General features: G+C 63.0%; 14 protein-coding genes and 1 other RNA gene. 4 read left to right on the plus strand and 11 right to left on the minus strand.

Annotation, left to right across the window (positions count from 1 at the left end):
• Nucleotides 1-9: 9 nt before the first annotated feature.
• From lapB to gyrA, 11 genes are all read right to left on the minus strand, one after another.
• Entirely contained in the window at nucleotides 10-1,185 is a 1,176-nt protein-coding gene (lapB, locus tag NCR39_RS09925; RefSeq protein ID WP_040051334.1) for a lipopolysaccharide assembly protein LapB, read from the minus strand.
• A 93-nt stretch (nucleotides 1,186-1,278) separates the two neighbouring features.
• Nucleotides 1,279-1,572 carry a LapA family protein gene (locus NCR39_RS09930; RefSeq protein WP_250452017.1) on the minus strand — a complete coding sequence of 98 codons (294 nt, stop codon included), beginning with the start codon at nucleotides 1,570-1,572 and terminating at the stop codon, nucleotides 1,279-1,281.
• A 317-nt stretch (nucleotides 1,573-1,889) separates the two neighbouring features.
• Nucleotides 1,890-2,219 (minus strand): integration host factor subunit beta, encoded by a 330-nt coding sequence (locus NCR39_RS09935; protein ID WP_035959682.1) that lies wholly within the window; start codon nucleotides 2,217-2,219, stop codon nucleotides 1,890-1,892.
• A gap of 22 nt (nucleotides 2,220-2,241) precedes the next feature.
• Nucleotides 2,242-3,975 (minus strand): 30S ribosomal protein S1, encoded by a 1,734-nt coding sequence (rpsA, locus tag NCR39_RS09940; RefSeq protein WP_250452018.1) that lies wholly within the window; start codon nucleotides 3,973-3,975, stop codon nucleotides 2,242-2,244.
• A 155-nt stretch (nucleotides 3,976-4,130) separates the two neighbouring features.
• Nucleotides 4,131-4,811 (minus strand): (d)CMP kinase, encoded by a 681-nt coding sequence (cmk, locus tag NCR39_RS09945; RefSeq protein WP_087128384.1) that lies wholly within the window; start codon nucleotides 4,809-4,811, stop codon nucleotides 4,131-4,133.
• Nucleotides 4,812-4,886: 75 nt separating this feature from the next.
• Nucleotides 4,887-6,191 carry a 3-phosphoshikimate 1-carboxyvinyltransferase gene (aroA, locus tag NCR39_RS09950; protein WP_040049513.1) on the minus strand — a complete coding sequence of 435 codons (1,305 nt, stop codon included), beginning with the start codon at nucleotides 6,189-6,191 and terminating at the stop codon, nucleotides 4,887-4,889.
• 19 nt (nucleotides 6,192-6,210) lie between these two features.
• Nucleotides 6,211-7,143, minus strand: a complete 933-nt coding sequence (locus tag NCR39_RS09955) for a prephenate dehydrogenase (protein WP_250452019.1) — start codon at nucleotides 7,141-7,143, stop codon at nucleotides 6,211-6,213.
• Between the two features lie 62 nt (nucleotides 7,144-7,205).
• Nucleotides 7,206-8,288: a prephenate dehydratase gene (gene pheA, locus NCR39_RS09960; protein ID WP_250452020.1), complete on the minus strand. Its 1,083-nt coding sequence runs from the start codon at nucleotides 8,286-8,288 to the stop codon at nucleotides 7,206-7,208.
• A 28-nt stretch (nucleotides 8,289-8,316) separates the two neighbouring features.
• Entirely contained in the window at nucleotides 8,317-9,399 is a 1,083-nt protein-coding gene (gene serC, locus NCR39_RS09965) for a 3-phosphoserine/phosphohydroxythreonine transaminase (protein WP_250452021.1), read from the minus strand.
• A gap of 205 nt (nucleotides 9,400-9,604) precedes the next feature.
• Entirely contained in the window at nucleotides 9,605-10,213 is a 609-nt protein-coding gene (locus NCR39_RS09970; protein WP_040049557.1) for a DUF2059 domain-containing protein, read from the minus strand.
• A gap of 179 nt (nucleotides 10,214-10,392) precedes the next feature.
• Complete coding sequence (gene gyrA, locus NCR39_RS09975; protein WP_250452022.1) at nucleotides 10,393-13,041, minus strand: DNA gyrase subunit A; 2,649 nt, start codon at nucleotides 13,039-13,041, stop codon at nucleotides 10,393-10,395.
• A gap of 676 nt (nucleotides 13,042-13,717) precedes the next feature.
• Between gyrA and ompA the strand changes: the two genes are divergently transcribed.
• The 4 genes from ompA (at nucleotide 13,718) to ssrA (ending at nucleotide 16,477) form a co-directional block, all read left to right on the plus strand.
• Nucleotides 13,718-14,383 (plus strand): outer membrane protein OmpA, encoded by a 666-nt coding sequence (gene ompA / locus NCR39_RS09980; protein ID WP_250452023.1) that lies wholly within the window; start codon nucleotides 13,718-13,720, stop codon nucleotides 14,381-14,383.
• A 191-nt stretch (nucleotides 14,384-14,574) separates the two neighbouring features.
• Entirely contained in the window at nucleotides 14,575-15,273 is a 699-nt protein-coding gene (gene ubiG, locus NCR39_RS09985; RefSeq protein ID WP_087128269.1) for a bifunctional 2-polyprenyl-6-hydroxyphenol methylase/3-demethylubiquinol 3-O-methyltransferase UbiG, read from the plus strand.
• 4 nt (nucleotides 15,274-15,277) lie between these two features.
• On the plus strand, nucleotides 15,278-16,042 hold the full coding sequence (gene gph / locus NCR39_RS09990) for a phosphoglycolate phosphatase (RefSeq protein ID WP_250452024.1): 765 nt from the start codon (nucleotides 15,278-15,280) through the stop codon (nucleotides 16,040-16,042).
• A gap of 77 nt (nucleotides 16,043-16,119) precedes the next feature.
• Nucleotides 16,120-16,477: a transfer-messenger RNA gene (ssrA, locus tag NCR39_RS09995) on the plus strand.
• The last annotated feature ends 321 nt before the right edge of the window (nucleotides 16,478-16,798 follow it).

The following is a 16,798-nucleotide window of genomic DNA, read 5'->3' on the forward strand; positions in this document are numbered from 1 at the left end:
CACGGCGATTCAGGCCGGGCTCGTGATGGGTTCGACGCGTCGCGGCGTGTATGTTTCCCAGCCGCTGCATCCAGGACACTGCCAATAGAATAGACGCGCGCGGAAGCCGCACGTCTGACAGGTATATCGCGGCAAATTCTTCGTGCGCTGCCTGACGAGCGTGCGCATCAGTTCGAGTTCGCCTCGGCGCGGCTCCTCGGCGGTCGCTTCCTGCGCTTCGAGCAGGCGCGTCATGCCGGCGAGATTCGGCGCGCTTTGCATCTGCCTGCGTGCGAGCGCGTGCGCCGCATCGAGGCCGCGCAGTTCCTGAACGTGCTTGTACGCGACATCCAGCAGATCGTTCGACGGATAGCGCGTCGCGTAGTCGATCAGCAGATCGACGCCCTCTTCCTTGCGCCCGAGCGCGGCGTAAGCCTTCATCAGCTTTTCCGCGACGAGCGGCAGATACGCCTCGTTCTGCGCTTCGACGCGCTTCCATCCCGCAATCGCGGCGTCGAGATTGCCGGCGGCGGCTTCGACATCGCCGGCGAGAATGGTCGCGCGCACGTTGTCCGGGTTCGATGCCAGCGCGAGCTTCAGTTCGGCGCGCGCATCGTCGAGATTCTTGCGCTGCAACGCTTCCTGGGCGAGTTCGCAATGGAAATGCGCGATTTCCATGTGCAGAGAAGGCGCGCCCATTTTCTCGATGCGCTCCGCCGTCGCGATGGACTTGGGCCAGTCCTTTTCGATCTCGTAAATGGTGAGCAGCGCGCGCTGCGCGCCGAGCGAGTATTCGCCCGCTTCGAGCGACCGGAACGTCTCTTCGGCGCGATCGAGAAGGCCCGCTTTCAGAAAGTCCTGACCGAGTTCATACAGCGCGTGATCGCGTTCGGCGGCGGGAAGATCCGCACGGCTCAACAAATTCTGATGCACGCGGATCGCGCGATCCGTCTCACCGCGCCGGCGAAACAGATTGCCGAGCGCGAAGTGCAGTTCGATGGTTTCGGGATCGAGCTTGGCGACTTCGATGAACGCGTCGATCGCCTTGTCGTGTTGCTCGTTGAGCAGGAAATTGAGGCCGCGAAAGTACGAGCGCGGCAGGTTCGCATTCTCCGACAGCAGCGTTTTGAGATCGTAACGCGACGCCATCCAGCCCAGCGCGAAGGCCACGGGGATGACGAGCAGCCACCAAAAGTCTAGATCCATGCGAATTTGTCGTTGAGTCGGTTAGGTGTCTGCCGTTTCGCAGTTTTTAAGGCGGTTGCGAAGCCCGCCGCGTCGCCGGTGCGCGCGATGCGCTCAGATGAGCGGCGGCATCGGCGGTTCTTCCCGGACCACCGGCGTTTCGCGCGCGACGCGCAGTTCGCGCCGCAGGCGGCCGTTCTCCATGCGCAGGCGCAGCATGGGCGTGACCGCCGAGACGAGCCCCGCCAGCAGGCCCACGCCGAAGAACGCGAGCCCGATGAGAATCAGCGGCGCCTGCCAGACATAGCCTGCGAGGAATTTCAGTTCCGCCGTTTGAGTGTTGGCGAGCGCCAGCACCAGCAGCAGCACGAAGACCAGAACGCGGATCAGCCAGACAATGAATTTCATGTGGGGTCTCGCAAGAGCGGTTGCATCTCGCGGCCTTCCCGCCGGTCGGCCTACGTGATTACCCGAGTCAAAGTGACCGGTATTGTAATGTATGCGTTCGGCCGGACGCATCGAAGCACGCGCAGCGCTTCGGCCGGAATGTAAGCGTCTGTGTGCGCTACCGAACGTGCGGACGGCAACGTCGGCGCGAAGCGCGCGCGGCGGACGTAAAAAAAGCACCCCGAGGGGTGCTTTCTGGTCGATTGCCTCATGGCCGGACGTCGCGACGATCGGTCTTCCCGCATACGCAGGTACCGGCCGGCACCGATGCGCGCCGATCAGAGATCGTCCGCATCGTCGTCATTCGACGCCTTCAGCGGCTCGCCCGCGCGGCCATCGACGCGTTCGCGCAATTCCTTGCCCGGCTTGAAGTGCGGCACGAATTTCTCCGGTACCAACACCTTTTCACCCGACTTGGGATTGCGACCCACGCGCGACGGACGACGATTGAGCCCGAAGCTGCCGAAGCCGCGAATCTCGATGCGATGACCGTTGGCCAAAGCCTCCGACATTGCATCGAGCATCGTCTTCACTGCGAAATCCGCGTCCTTGAGGACAAGTTGCGGAAATCGCAGCGCCAACTGGGCGACCAATTCACTTTTGGTCATACTGCAGCAGTGCCTTTAAGGCTTAGCTGTTCTGGCCGTCGAGCTTGGCCTTGAGCAGCGCGCCGAGGTTGGTCGTACCGGTCGCGGCGGCGTTCGAATCCGAAGCCTGCAGGCCGCGCATGGCTTCCTGCTGTTCGGCCGAATCCTTCGCCTTGATCGACAGGTTGATACCGCGCGACTTGCGATCGATGTTGATGATCATCGCGTTGACCTTGTCGCCTTCCTTCAGGACGTTGCGGGCATCTTCCACGCGGTCTTGCGCGATTTCCGAAGCACGCAGGTAGCCTTCGACTTCGCCCGACAGCGTGATGACCGCGCCCTTCGGATCGACCGACTTCACGACGCCGTCGACGATAGCGCCCTTGTCGTTGATCGCGACGAAGTTGCTGAACGGATCGCCTTCGAGCTGCTTGATGCCGAGCGAAATGCGCTCCTTCTCGACGTCGATGCCCAGAACCACGGCTTCGACTTCGTCGCCCTTCTTGTACTTGCGGACGGCTTCTTCGCCGGTTTCCGACCACGACAGATCCGACAGGTGAACCAGACCGTCGATGCCGCCAGGCAGACCGATGAACACGCCGAAGTCGGTGATCGACTTGATGGCGCCGCTGATCTTGTCGCCCTTCTTGAAGTTGCGGCTGAAGTCATCCCACGGATTCGGCTTGCACTGCTTCATGCCGAGCGAGATACGGCGGCGGTCTTCGTCGATTTCGAGGACCATGACTTCGACTTCGTCACCGAGCTGAACAACCTTCGACGGCGCGACGTTCTTGTTGGTCCAGTCCATTTCCGACACGTGAACCAGGCCTTCGATGCCCGATTCCACTTCGACGAATGCGCCGTAGTCGGTGATGTTCGTGACCTTGCCGAACAGGCGCGTGCCCGACGGGTAACGGCGCGAGATGCCTTCCCACGGATCGTCGCCCAGTTGCTTGATGCCGAGCGAAACGCGGTTCTTCTCTTGGTCGAACTTGAGGATCTTCGCGGTGACTTCCTGGCCGACCGACAGCACTTCCGACGGGTGACGCACACGACGCCATGCGATGTCGGTGATGTGCAGCAGGCCGTCGATGCCGCCGAGGTCCACGAACGCGCCGTAGTCGGTGATGTTCTTGACCACGCCTTCGACGATCGCGCCTTCCTTCAGCGTCTCGAGCAGCTTCGCGCGCTCTTCGCCTTGCGTCGCTTCGATGACGGCGCGGCGCGACAGCACGACGTTGTTACGCTTGCGGTCGAGCTTGATGACGCGGAATTCGAGCGTCTTGCCTTCGTACGGCGTCGTGTCCTTGACCGGACGCGTGTCGACGAGCGAACCCGGCAGGAACGCGCGGATGCCGTTGACCATCACGGTCATGCCGCCCTTCACCTTGCCGGTGATCGTGCCGGTCACGAGTTCGTTGTTGTCCAGCGCCTTTTCCAGCGACAGCCACGAAGCAAGACGCTTCGCCTTGTCGCGCGACAGAATGGTGTCGCCATAGCCGTTTTCCAGCGCGTCGATCGCGACGGAAACGAAGTCGCCCGCCTGCACTTCCACTTCACCCGCGTCGTTCAGGAACTCTTCGAGCGGAATATAGGCTTCGGACTTGAGACCAGCATTGACGACCACGAAGTTGTGGTCGACGCGCACGACTTCGGCGGAGATCACTTCGCCGGCGCGCATGTCTTGCTTGGTCAGCGACTCTTCGAACAGAGCCGCGAAAGATTCGTTATTCGGGGTGGAGGTTTGCAGGTCGGACATAAAAATCGATATTTGCACAGCCTTGGCGCGATGGTCCTCGGTGGTCCGGATTGCCGGGCGCTGGACCGGTAAGTGCGCGAAGCCGTACGGGGTTAAGGGGTTTAACACACGCTCCGCCTCATGGCGGAACACCTTGCTTTACGACACAGCTACTACTGGGCTACTACGAGAAATCAGACGCGAACCGCGCTGTACCAGCCGATGATCTGCTCGACCGCCTGGTCGATGGACAAGCCGGAGGTATCCAGCGTCTTCGCATCCGCCGCGGGCTTGAGCGGCGCGGCGGCGCGGTTGGTGTCCCGGGCGTCGCGTTCGCGCAAATCGCGCAGCAAGTCATCCATATTAGCAGAAAAGCCTTTTTGCATCAATTGCTTATGGCGCCTCGCCGCGCGGGCCTCGACACTCGCGGTAAGAAAGACCTTAAGCGTGGCGTCCGGAAAGATCACGGTGCCCATGTCGCGGCCGTCCGCGACGAGGCCCGGACGCTTGCGGAACGCGCGCTGGCGGGCGACCAGCGCCTGCCGCACTTCCGGATGAACGGCGATGGCGGACGCGCGATTGCCGACTTCTTCCGCCCGGATTTCGCTCGATACGTCGACGCCGTCGAGCTGCGCGCATCCTTCGCGAAAGGTGATATGCAGGTCGCCGACGAGTTTTGCAAGCGCGGCGGCGTCGCCGTTGTCGATGCCGTAGCGGATGCTCGCCAGCGCCGCGAGCCGGTAGAGCGCGCCGCTGTCGAGCAGGTGAAAGCCGAGCGTGGCCGCGACCAGCGCCGCGACGGTTCCCTTGCCCGAAGCCGTCGGCCCGTCGATGGTGATCACTGAAATGGGGTCGAAAGGACGGGTCGGTTTCATTGCGTGTGGCCCATCAGGCCCGTTGTTGCGGTCGTTGAACTGAAAATCGTCGCGCTTCACGATGCATCGCTCCGGTCATGCCGTCACGAGCGTCGCGAAACGGTCGAAATAATCGGGAAACGTCTTGTTGACGCACTTCGGATCGTTGATGCGCACCGGCACGCCGCCCAAGCTCACGAGCGAAAAACACATGGCCATGCGGTGATCGTCGTAGGTGTCGATCGCGGCGTTCGGCGTGAGCGTGGCGGGCGGCGTGACGACGAGGTAATCCGCGCCCTCTTCCACCGTCGCGCCGACCTTGCGCAGTTCCGTCGCCATCGCGGCGATGCGGTCCGTTTCCTTCACGCGCCAGCTCGCGATATTGCGCAGCGTCGTCGTGCCGCTCGCGAAAAGCGCGGCCACGGCGATGGTCATCGCGGCATCGGGAATCAGGTTGAAGTCCATGTCGATGGGCGCGAGCCTGCCGTCGTCCGACTCCACGCCGCGCACTTCGATCCAGTCGTCGCCCATCATCACGTTCGCGCCCATGCGATTGAGCGCGTCCGCGAAACCGACGTCGCCCTGAATGCTCGACCGCCCGACGCCTTCGACGCGCACCGGGCCATGCCCGATCGCGCCCGCCGCGAGGAAATACGACGCCGACGACGCATCGCCTTCGACCATGATCGCGCCCGGCGAACGGTAGCCCGCGCCCGCCGGCACCGTGAAGCTGGCCCAGCCGTCGCGCTCGACCGTGACGCCGAAGCGCTCCATCAGCCGGATCGTGATCTCGATGTATGGCTTCGAGATGAGTTCGCCTTCGACTTCGATCGTGACCGGGCCGCTGCGGCCTTCGATCACGGGCAGGCTCATCAGGAGCGCGGTGAGGAACTGGCTCGACACGTCGCCGCGCACGCGGATGGGCTTGTCGACGGCGATCTTCGCCGCGTGAATCCTGAGCGGCGGAAAGCCGTCGTTCTGCTCATAGTCGATCGACGCGCCGATCTGGCGCAAGCCGTCGACGAGATCGCCGATCGGCCGCTCGTGCATGCGCGGCACGCCGTGCACGCGATATTCGCCGCCGTTGACGGCCAGCGCCGCCGTGAGCGGGCGCACCGCCGTGCCCGCGTTGCCGAGAAAAAGCTCCGCCGATTTCGACGGAAACGCGCCGCCCGTGCCGGTCACGATCACGCGCTCGCCATCGCGCTCTACCGAAACGCCGAGCGTTTCGAGCGCGGCGAGCATCACGCGCGTGTCGTCGGAATCGAGCAGATTGGTGATCGTGGTTTCGCCCGCCGACAGCGCCGCGAGCAGCAGCACGCGGTTCGAGATGCTCTTCGAGCCGGGCAGCCGCACCGTGCCGGACGCGCGAGCAAAAGGTCCGAGATCGAGATGTTCCATGGTGTGTCCTGGGATGTGCCTATTTCGCGGCGCGATCGCCGTCGCCGGAATTTCTGATGCCGCCGCGTTCCTGCCATTCCTGGCGCGCGACGCGCGAACGCGCGAACGCCGCTTCGAGCGCGGCGCCGTCGGATGCGTCGATGGCCGCGCGAAAACGCGCGAGCACGTCGGTGTACGCGTCGAGTTCGGCGAGCAGCGCGGTGCGATTCGCGAGGCACACGTCGCGCCACATTTCCGGGCTCGACGCAGCGATGCGCGTGAAATCGCGGAAACCGCCCGCGGCGAATGAAAACTTGAGTTGCGCGTCGGGCGCTTCGAGAATCTGCTCGACGAGCGCGAACGACAGCACATGCGGCAGATGGCTCACCGACGCGAACACGCGATCGTGCTGCCCCTCGCTCATCTGACGCACGCACGCGCCGGTCGCGCGCCACATCGCCGCGATGCGCTCGACCGTCTCCGGCGCGTTCTCGGCGAGCGGACACAGCACCACGTTGCGATCGACATAAAGTTCGGGCAATGCGGCATCGACGCCGCTCGATTCGCGCCCGGCTATCGGATGCCCCGGCACGAACTGCGCGACGCGCACGCCGAGCGCCGAACGCGCCGCCGCGACGACATCGCTCTTGGTGCTGCCCGCGTCGGTCACGATGGTCCGCGCATCCAGAAACGGCGCCATGCGCGCGAGCAGCGGCCCGGTCTGCGCGACCGGCGCGGCGAGCAGCACGACGTCCGCGCCTTGGAGCGCGCGGGCGAGCGCGGCGTCGTCGTCGAGGGCGGCGGCTTCGTCGATCACGCCGATTTCCAGCGCGCGCGCCACCGACTGCGCCGAGCGCCCGACGCCGACGACGCGCCCCGCCAGCCCCGCCCGTTCGCGCAGCGCGCGCGCGAGCGAGCCCCCGATCAGGCCGACGCCGAAAATAACCAGTTTATTGAATGTGAACGCGGTCACGGAACACCGGGAAAAACGCGTCGCGAGGACGCGGAACGATCAAACGGATCAAAGCGCGGATTTTACCGGGCGCGCGGATACGACCCGAGAATCTTCAGGAACGCGGCCTTTTGACCAAGTTCATCGAGTGCGGCGGCGACGGCGGCATCGTCGCGATGGCCTTCCACGTCGATATAGAAGTAATACTCCCACGTGCCGATGCGCGCGGGCCGCGACTCGAAGCGCGTCATGGAGACGCCGTGCTTCGCGAGCGGTTCCAGCAGCTTGAACACCGCGCCCGGCTCGTTCGCCACCGAGACGATGAGCGAAGTCTGGTCGTGACCGCTCGCGCCGGTCGGCTGCTTGCCGATGACGACGAAGCGCGTGCGGTTGTGCGGATCGTCCTGAATCATCGGAGCGACGACGCCCAGGCCGTAATGCGTGGCCGCGCGATCGCCGGCGATGGCCGCGACCGTCGGATCCGACACCGCGATGCGCGCCGCTTCCGCATTGCTCGACACCGCTTGCCGCTCGAGACGCGGCGCGTGCGCCGTGAGCCAACGCTGGCACTGCGCGAGCGCCTGCGGATGCGCGCACACGCGCGTGACGCCATCGAGCGTGCCGGACGCGGTCAGCAGATTGTGATGAATCGGCAACGCGAGTTCGCCGCCGATGAGCAACTGCGTTTGCAAGAGCAGATCCAGCGTGCGCGACACCGCGCCTTCCGCCGAATTCTCGACCGGCACGACGCCGTACTGCGCCGCGCCCGCCTCGACGGAGCGGAACACTTCATCGATGGACGGACACGGCATGCCTTCGATCGAATGGCCGAAGTATTCAAACATCGCCTGTTCGCTGTACGTGCCGACCGGCCCCAGAAACGCGGCGCGGATGGTCTGTTCGAGCGAGCGGCTCGCCGCCATGATCTCGCGCCAGATCGCGCTGATGTGATCGTCCGCGAGCGGGCCTTCGCTCATTTCCTGCAGCCGCGCGATGACCTGCATCTCGCGCTCCGGACGGAAAACCGGCGCGTTGAAATGCTTCTTCACTTCGCCGACTTCGAGCGCGACGGAAGCGCGCTGATTCAGCAACGCGATGAGTTGCGCGTCGAGCGCGTCGATGCGCTCGCGCAGCGGTTTGAGTCTTGAATTGAGATCGTCGTCCATGCGGTGCTTTGAGGTCTGAGGCGAGGTATTAGGCGCTTTCGCGCTCGAATTCCTTCATGTATTCGACGAGGGCCCGTACGCCCTCGACCGGCACCGCGTTGTAGATCGATGCCCGCATGCCGCCGACGGACTTGTGGCCCTTCAGTTGCAACAGGCCGCGCGCTTTTGCGCCGGCCAGGAAGTCGGTGTTGCGCGATTCATCGGCGAGAAAGAACGGCACGTTCATGCGCGAACGGTTCTGCCGCTCGATCTTGTTGATGTAGAAATCGCTCGAATCGATGGTGTCGTACAGCAGCTTCGCCTTCTCGACGTTGCGCGCTTCGATCGCCTGCAGGCCGCCCTGCTTCTTCAGCCACTTGAAGACGAGCCCGGCGATGTAGATGGCATACGTGGGCGGCGTGTTGTACATCGAATTGTTCTCGGCGACCGTCTTCCATTCGAACGCCGACGGGCAGATGGCCAGCGCGCGGTCCAGCAGATCTTCGCGCACGATCACCACCGTCACGCCCGCCATTCCGATGTTCTTCTGCGCGCCGCCGAAGAGCACGCCGTACTTGGCGACGTCCATCGGGCGCGAGAGGATATGCGAGGACGCATCCGCGACGAGCGGAACGTCGCCGAGATCGGGAATGTCGAAGGCTTCGACGCCGTCGATGGTTTCGTTCGTGCACAGATGCACGTAGGCGGGGTCGTCCGACAGCTTCCATTCGTCGACGCCCGGCACGCGCGTGAAGCCCGCTTCGGTCTTGCCGGTGGCCGCCATGTGCGGCGTGCAGTACTTGTGCGCTTCCCTGAACGATTTCGTCGACCATGAACCGGTGATGACGAAATCCGCGGTCTTCTTCGTGCCGAGCAGGTTCATCGGCACGATGGCGTTTTCGCCGATGCCGCCGCCCTGCAGAAACAGAATGCGATGCGACGCGGGCACGTTCAGCAATTCGCGCAGGTCGGTGAGCGCCGCCTCGTGGATCGACATGAATTCGGCGCCGCGGTGGCTCATTTCCATCACGCTCATGCCGCTGCCTTGCCAGTCGAGCATTTCATCGGCAGCTTGCCTCAGCACTTCTTCGGGCATCGCGGCGGGGCCGGCGGAGAAATTGAACACGCGCATCTGAAGGTCCTGATTGGCAGGCGCTGGCCGGGAGTTGGACTGGCGAAGAGACGTTCCGCTCCTCTCTTTCGTCGCGCCGCGCCTGAAAAAGAAATGGCTGCTTGCGCTCGCGCGCAAACAGCCATTATCGCATCGTCTTGAAAACCCGCCAACGCGCGGGGCGGCATGCCCCGGCGGCGAATTCCCGCGGACGGCGGGTCCGAACTTACTTGGCCGGCTTGACGCTTGCCACTTCCGAATCCGCTTGCGTGCGCGTTGCCTTGATGGCTTGCGGCATGTACTTCTGCATCAGACCGTTCACCACGTCGCGGCCAACCTGGTCCTGAACCTGGATGAACTTGCGGCCCGTCGTGCTCTTGTAGAAGTTCGTCAGGTCCTTGATTTCGTCGGTCGAGTAGTACTTCGCGTACGCGTCGTACTGAGCCTTCATGGCGTCCTGACGGAAGCTGTCCGTTGCGAAAACCTGGCCTGCCGAATCAACCAGCTTCGGCACTGCGTTCTTTTGCAGCGTCGGAACAGCGGCTTGCTTCTGCTTGTCGTTCAGCGACTTGTTTTCCGACAGCGCGTCCGACAGGATCGCCGGGACCAGCTGCTTTGCCTGCATCTGTGCGCTGTTGCCGATTGCGCCGACGAGCTTTTGCGCGTCGATTGCGTCGAGCAGATCCTTGATCGCGGCTTGCTTGGCCGGATCAACCGGTGCTGCTGCGGCCGGTGCCGCCGCCTGGTTCGGCGCCTGGTTCTGAAGCGACTGAGCCATCGCGAAAGTCGGCACGAAAGCGGCCAGCAACATCCACTGCTTGAAACGTCCTTGCATCATTACTCCCTGTAAAAAATATTCAGTTCAGCCCTGGCGACGAGCCTTACATGCCGATATGCGCTCGACGCCGGCTTCACGGGAAGCGAAGCGCAGCGCCGGCACGAAGCTCACGTCGCGCAGCTTAACCAATCCAGGCTTACAAAAGCGATAACGGGAAACCGGCGACACAAAAAATATCAGGCGGTTTCGCCACCTTCTCCGTTTTCCGTGTCGCCCGGCGTGGGCGCGGCGCCGTTCGCGGCTGCATCGGCTTCGTCGAGTTCGGCTTCAGCCTCTGCCTCGGCGATATGCTGCAGTCCCGACAACTTCGTCCCTTCGTCAAGGCTGATGAGTGTAACACCTTGGGTTGCACGGCCCATTTCGCGTATCTCGGAAACGCGGGTGCGGATCAGCACGCCTGCCGTGGTGATGAGCATGATCTCGCTTTCCGGCTCGACGAGCGTCGCCGCGACGACCTTGCCGTTGCGCTCCGAAGTCTGGATCGCGATCATGCCCTTCGTGCCGCGGCCGTGGCGCGTGTATTCGTTGATCGGCGTGCGCTTGCCGAAGCCGTTCTCGGTCGCCGTCAGCACCGACTGCGTTTCACCGCCCGCGACCAGCATCGCGATGACCTGCTGCCCGTCTTCGAGCTGCATGCCGCGCACGCCGCGCGCGCCGCGGCCCATGGCGCGCACGTCGTTCTCGTCGAAGCGGACGGCCTTGCCCGCGTCGGAGAACAGCATGACGTCGTGTGCGCCGTCGGTGATCGCCGCGCCGACGAGGTAATCGCCCTCGTCCAGATCGACCGCGATGATGCCCTTCTTCAACGGCCGGCTGAATGCTTCCAGCGGCGTCTTCTTGACGGTGCCGAGCGAGGTCGCCATGAACACGTAGGCGTCCGCCGAGAATTCCTTGATCGGCAGCACGACGTTGATCTTCTCGCCGTCCTGCAGCGGGAACATGTTGACGATCGGACGGCCGCGCGAGTTGCGCGAGCCTTGCGGCACCTCGTAGACCTTGATCCAGTAGACGCGGCCGCGATTCGAGAAGCACAGCATGTGATCGTGCGTGTTCGCGATGAACAGCGTGTCGATCAGGTCGTCTTCCTTCATCTGCGTGGCCTGCTTGCCGCGACCGCCGCGCTTCTGCGCGCGATACTCGGAAAGCGGCTGCGACTTCACGTAGCCCGCGTGCGACATGGTCACGACCATTTCCTGTGGCGTGATCAGGTCTTCGGTGTTCAGCTCGGTCGCGTTCATTTCGATACGCGAACGGCGCTCGTCGCCGAATTCGGTACGCACCTGGCCGAGTTCGTCGACGATCATCTGACGAATACGCTCCGGACGCGCGAGGATATCGAGCAAATCGGCGATTTGCGCCATCACGTCGCGATATTCGCCGACGATCTTGTCCTGTTCGAGACCGGTCAGGCGCTGCAGACGCATCTGCAGGATTTCCTGCGCCTGCACGTCCGACAGCTTGTAGAGACCGTCTTCCTGCAGACCGTACGCCGGATTGAGTCCTTCCGGCCGATACGCGATGCGCCCGCCCGATGCCTCGGTTTCGGTGCGCGTGAGCATTTCGCGCACGAGCGACGAGTCCCACGGACGGTTCATCAACTCCTGCTTCGCGATAGGCGGCGTGGGCGCGGCCTTGATGATCGCGATGAATTCGTCGATGTTCGCGAGCGCGACGGCGAGACCTTCGAGCACGTGCCCGCGATCGCGCGCCTTGCGCAGTTCGTATACAGTGCGCCGCGTCAGCACTTCCCGCCGGTGCGACAGGAAGCACTCCAGCATTTCCTTCAGATTCAGGAGCTTCGGCTGGCCGTCGACGAGCGCGACCAGATTCATGCCGAACGTGTCCTGAAGCTGCGTCTGCTTGTACAGGTTGTTCAGCACGACTTCCGGCACTTCGCCGCGCTTCAGCTCGATCACGACGCGCATGCCGCTCTTGTCGGATTCGTCGCGAATGTCGGAAATGCCCTCGATCTTCTTTTCGTTGACGAGTTCGGCGATGCGCTCGAGCAGCGTGCGCTTGTTCACCTGATACGGAATCTCGTCGACGATGATCGCCATACGCTGCCCGCGATCGATTTCCTCGAAGTGCGTGGCCGCGCGCATGACGACGCGCCCGCGTCCCGTGCGATAACCGTCGCGCACGCCCGCGACGCCGTAGATGATGCCGGCGGTCGGGAAGTCCGGCGCGGGCACGATCTCGATGAGTTCGTCGACGGTGGCCTCGGGCGTGTTGAGCAGATGCAGGCAGGCATCGACGATTTCGCGCAGATTGTGCGGCGGAATGTTCGTCGCCATGCCGACGGCGATGCCGGCCGAGCCGTTGATCAGCAGATTGGGGATGCGCGCCGGGAGAACGAGCGGCTCGTTTTCGCTGCCGTCGTAGTTCGGGCCGAAGTCGACGGTTTCCTTGTCGATGTCGGCCAGCAGCTCGTGGCCGATCTTCGCCATGCGGATTTCGGTGTAACGCATGGCCGCGGCGTTGTCGCCGTCGACGGAACCGAAGTTGCCCTGACCGTCCACGAGCATGTAGCGCAGCGAGAACGGCTGCGCCATGCGAACGATCGTCTCGTAGACGGACGCGTCGCCATGCGGATGGTACTTACCGATCACGTCCCCGACGATACGCGCCGACTTCTTGTATGCGCGATTCCAGTCGTTGTTCAGTTCGTGCATCGAGTACAGCGCCCGGCGATGCACCGGCTTCAGGCCATCGCGGACATCGGGAAGCGCACGCCCGACGATTACGCTCATCGCGTAATCGAGATACGAACGGCGCATTTCCTCCTCGAGGGAGATTGGCAGAGTCTCTTTGGCGAATTGATCCATTATCCGTGTCTTCAACTGTGCAGCAGCGACACGGCAGCGCGCTCAGGAAACTCGCGAGACCCATCCGCCGGCCGCGCGGCCCGCGCCGGGCAGGCGCGCAGCCGACGTACGCTGCGGCGCCGCGAACGCAGCGCATCCCAAGATTCTACCATGCGGGATATTCGCGCCCGACCGTCACCGTATACATAGTGTTGTGGCGTCAAAAGAGGCCGTTGAAAGCGCCGTTTGCAGATCGAAGCGGCGCTTCCGCACTCTCGTACCAATTACTTACAAAAAGTGGGGAACGTTTTCCGGCAATTCGTCATGAAGGCGGGCTATCATGCCGCCTCACCGGTTTCCATCGCGCGCAATCGCCCGCGACGGGAATACGCAGGAAAGGGGTTTCGGGCACGCGAAATGCGCATGTGGGGCGCCTTCGCTGACGCTCGCAGTCTCCTGTCCCTTTCTTGTTGCGGACGCACCACATAAGGTTGCGGGCAGACTGGGTGCGGGGATATTTTTATCGTTGCAAGGGAACGATATGGCAAAATGCGAACGCACAAAGTTAGACACTGCTCGAAGTCTACACACAGCGTTTTGCACCGCGGGGAATGTTATACTTCGAGCAATGTATGACTTGTCTTCGTCTACAGGCTCGCAGTAAACCTGCGGTAATCTCAATTTCGAGAGGAGAAATATGAATAAACTTTCAAAGCTCGCGTTCATTGCAGCTACCGCAGTTATGGCTGCATCGGCCTCGGCACAGTCGGTGCCGGCCTCGCGACAAGCCGTGAATGACAACTGGGTGAACGGTACGGGCGAGTATGTGTGGATGAACGGCACGAACGAACTGTGCTGGCGCGACGCGTTCTGGACGCCGGCAACGGCTAACGCAAAGTGCGACGGCGCACTGGTTGCGCAGGCACCGGCTCCGGCAGTCGTTCCGCCGCCGCCGCCGCCGCAGCAAATCCAGTCGCAGAAGGTCACGTACCAAGCTGACGCTCTGTTCGACTTCGACAAGGCTGTTCTGAAGCCGGCTGGCAAGACCGCGCTGGACGATCTGGCATCGAAGATCGGCGCGCTGAACCTGGAAGTCGTGGTCGCAACCGGCTACACCGACCGCATCGGTTCGGACAAGTACAACGATCGTCTGTCGCTGCGCCGTGCGCAAGCTGTGAAGGCTTACCTGGTCAGCAAGGGCATCGAAGCCAACCGCATCTACACGGAAGGCAAGGGCAAGCGCGACCCGGTCACGAAGGGTTCGTGCAACCAGAAGAATCGCAAGCAACTTATCGCCTGCCTCGCACCGGATCGTCGCGTGGAAGTCGAAGTTGTCGGCACGACGCGCCAGCCGCAGCAGTAAGCTGTCGGATTGCCGCAGATCGAACCCCCGCCTCGGCGGGGGTTTTTTTATGCCTCGGCTCGCCGTGTCGAGCGGATTCGCGCGCTTTCTTGCCGAATGTTGGCGGCATCGCCCGTTGCGCTTTTTGCCCGCCCTCATGACCGCCTATATACTCGGTCTAACTGATTCATGATTTAGAAGGGCTTTCTCTCATGACCAATGTCGATCCCCACGAATTGCAGAAATTCAGCGAGCTGGCGCATCGCTGGTGGGACCCGAACGCCGAGTTCAAACCGCTGCACGAACTCAACCCGGTGCGGCTCGCCTGGATCGATGCGCACGCGCATCTGATGGGCAAGCGTGTCCTGGACATCGGCTGCGGGGGCGGCATTCTCTCGGAGTCGATGGCCACGCGCGGCGCCACGGTCAAAGGCATCGACCTGTCGTCGAATGCGCTCGGCGTCGCCGATCTGCATAGTCTCGAGAGCGGCGTGGAAGTCGCTTATGAGGAGATTTCGGCCGAAGCGCTGGCGGCGCGCGAGCCGGCATCGTATGACGTCGTGACGTGCATGGAAATGCTCGAGCACGTGCCGAATCCGGCGGGCACCGTCGCGGCGTGCGCGGCGCTCGTGAAGCCGGGCGGATGGGTGTTCTTCTCCACGCTCAACCGCAACGCGAAGGCCTATCTCTTCGCCGTCATCGGCGCGGAATACATCGCACGGATGCTGCCGCGCGGCACGCACGATTACGCGCGTTTCATCAAGCCGTCCGAACTCGCGACGTACGCGCGCACGGCGTCGCTTTTGCCCGTCGACATCAAGGGCATCACGTACCGGCCGATCTCCAGGCACTTCGGCCTGTCCAACGACACGAGCATCAACTACATGATGGCCTGCCGCCGGGAAGCTTGACGCGATGAATCAAGAAGATCAGGACGAAACGGGCGTCGTCCAGACGAAGCCTTTGCCCGACGATCCCACTCCCCTGCCCCAGCGCGCCGCCGATGCCGATTCGCTCGGGCTTTGCCAGGCGGTGCTCTTCGACCTCGACGGCACGGTCGCCGACACCGCGCCCGACCTCGTCGCGGCGGTCAACAAGATGCGGCACGACCGTGGGCTCGAGATGCGTCCGCTCGAAATGCTGCGGCCGTATGCGTCGGCGGGTGCGCGCGGGCTGCTTGGCGGCGCGTTCGAAATCGGTCCGGAGCACCACGAGTTCCCGTCGATGCGCGAGGAGTTTCTCGCGAACTACGAAGCGGACTTGTGCATCGAAACGACGCTGTTTCCGGGCATCCTGGAACTGCTCGATCAACTCGATGCGCGCGGTGTGCGCTGGGGCATCGTCACGAACAAGGTGACGCGGCTCGCGGCGCCGCTCGTCGCGCTGCTCGGCCTCGACACGCGCGCGGCCTGCCTCGTTTGCGGCGACACCACGCCCCATTCGAAGCCGCATCCCGCGCCGCTCTTGCATGCGGCGGAACTGCTGGATGTGGCGCCGGAACGCATCGTCTATGTCGGCGACGATTTGCGCGACGTTCAGGCCGGCTTCGCTGCCGGCATGGTCACGGTGGCGGCCGCCTACGGCTATTGCGGCGACGATATCCCGCCGCGTCGCTGGCACGCGAATCATGTCGTCGATACGCCGGAGGAGTTGCAGCAACTGCTGCGCGACATCGCATGACGCCCGGGCGACGGCGTCTTGCAAAGGCGGCCGTTCGCCTCATATGGCTTTTCGTGGGATAATGAAATTTCCGCTTTGGGGGCGACCTGGTTTCGACAGGGGTTGTGAAGCGGTCAGGGCATACCGAGGACCCGTCACCTCGTTAATCAATGGGAAAATCGTAACTGCAAACGACGATACGTTCGCACTGGCAGCCTAAGGGCCGCCGTCCTCTCACTAGTTCACTGACGGGCTAGGGTAGCAATACCGCGAGAGGTCATATACGTCAGTTAAGCCTCGGTGGCGTCACGACGCCAAGGTCGAAAATTTAGTGAATCGCCGTAACGCAGCGTGTTCGTCCGCGTCGTTGCGGTTAAATCAAAAGACAGAACTAAGTATGTAGAACTGGTCGTAGAGCGCTTCTGGACGCGGGTTCGATTCCCGCCGCCTCCACCATCCCCTTTCCAAAAACCCGCGATCGCGAAAGCGTCGCGGGTTTTTTCTTTTCGGCGCAAGCGCTCGAAGAACCGCGCGCCTTTGCATTTCGTACAGGCGAAAAAAAGCCCCGCGCGGGGCGGGGCAAACATCCTTTGAGAGACATAGCTACGGCAGAGACGACGTAAGCTACGTCGTCAAGAATAAAGGCCGCGACGCGTTCTTCGAATCGGAGCGGTCTGAATAAGTGCTTACGAGCAGCGAGTCCCCGATCAATTCTTGCACGCACCGTCGTTTCGTTGACATAGCTGATCATCGGCAATTTATTTAGGCAAAACGCTG

Origin of the sequence: Caballeronia sp. ATUFL_M2_KS44 (assembly GCF_023630965.1) — a bacterium.
Lineage (GTDB): Bacteria > Pseudomonadota > Gammaproteobacteria > Burkholderiales > Burkholderiaceae > Caballeronia > Caballeronia concitans.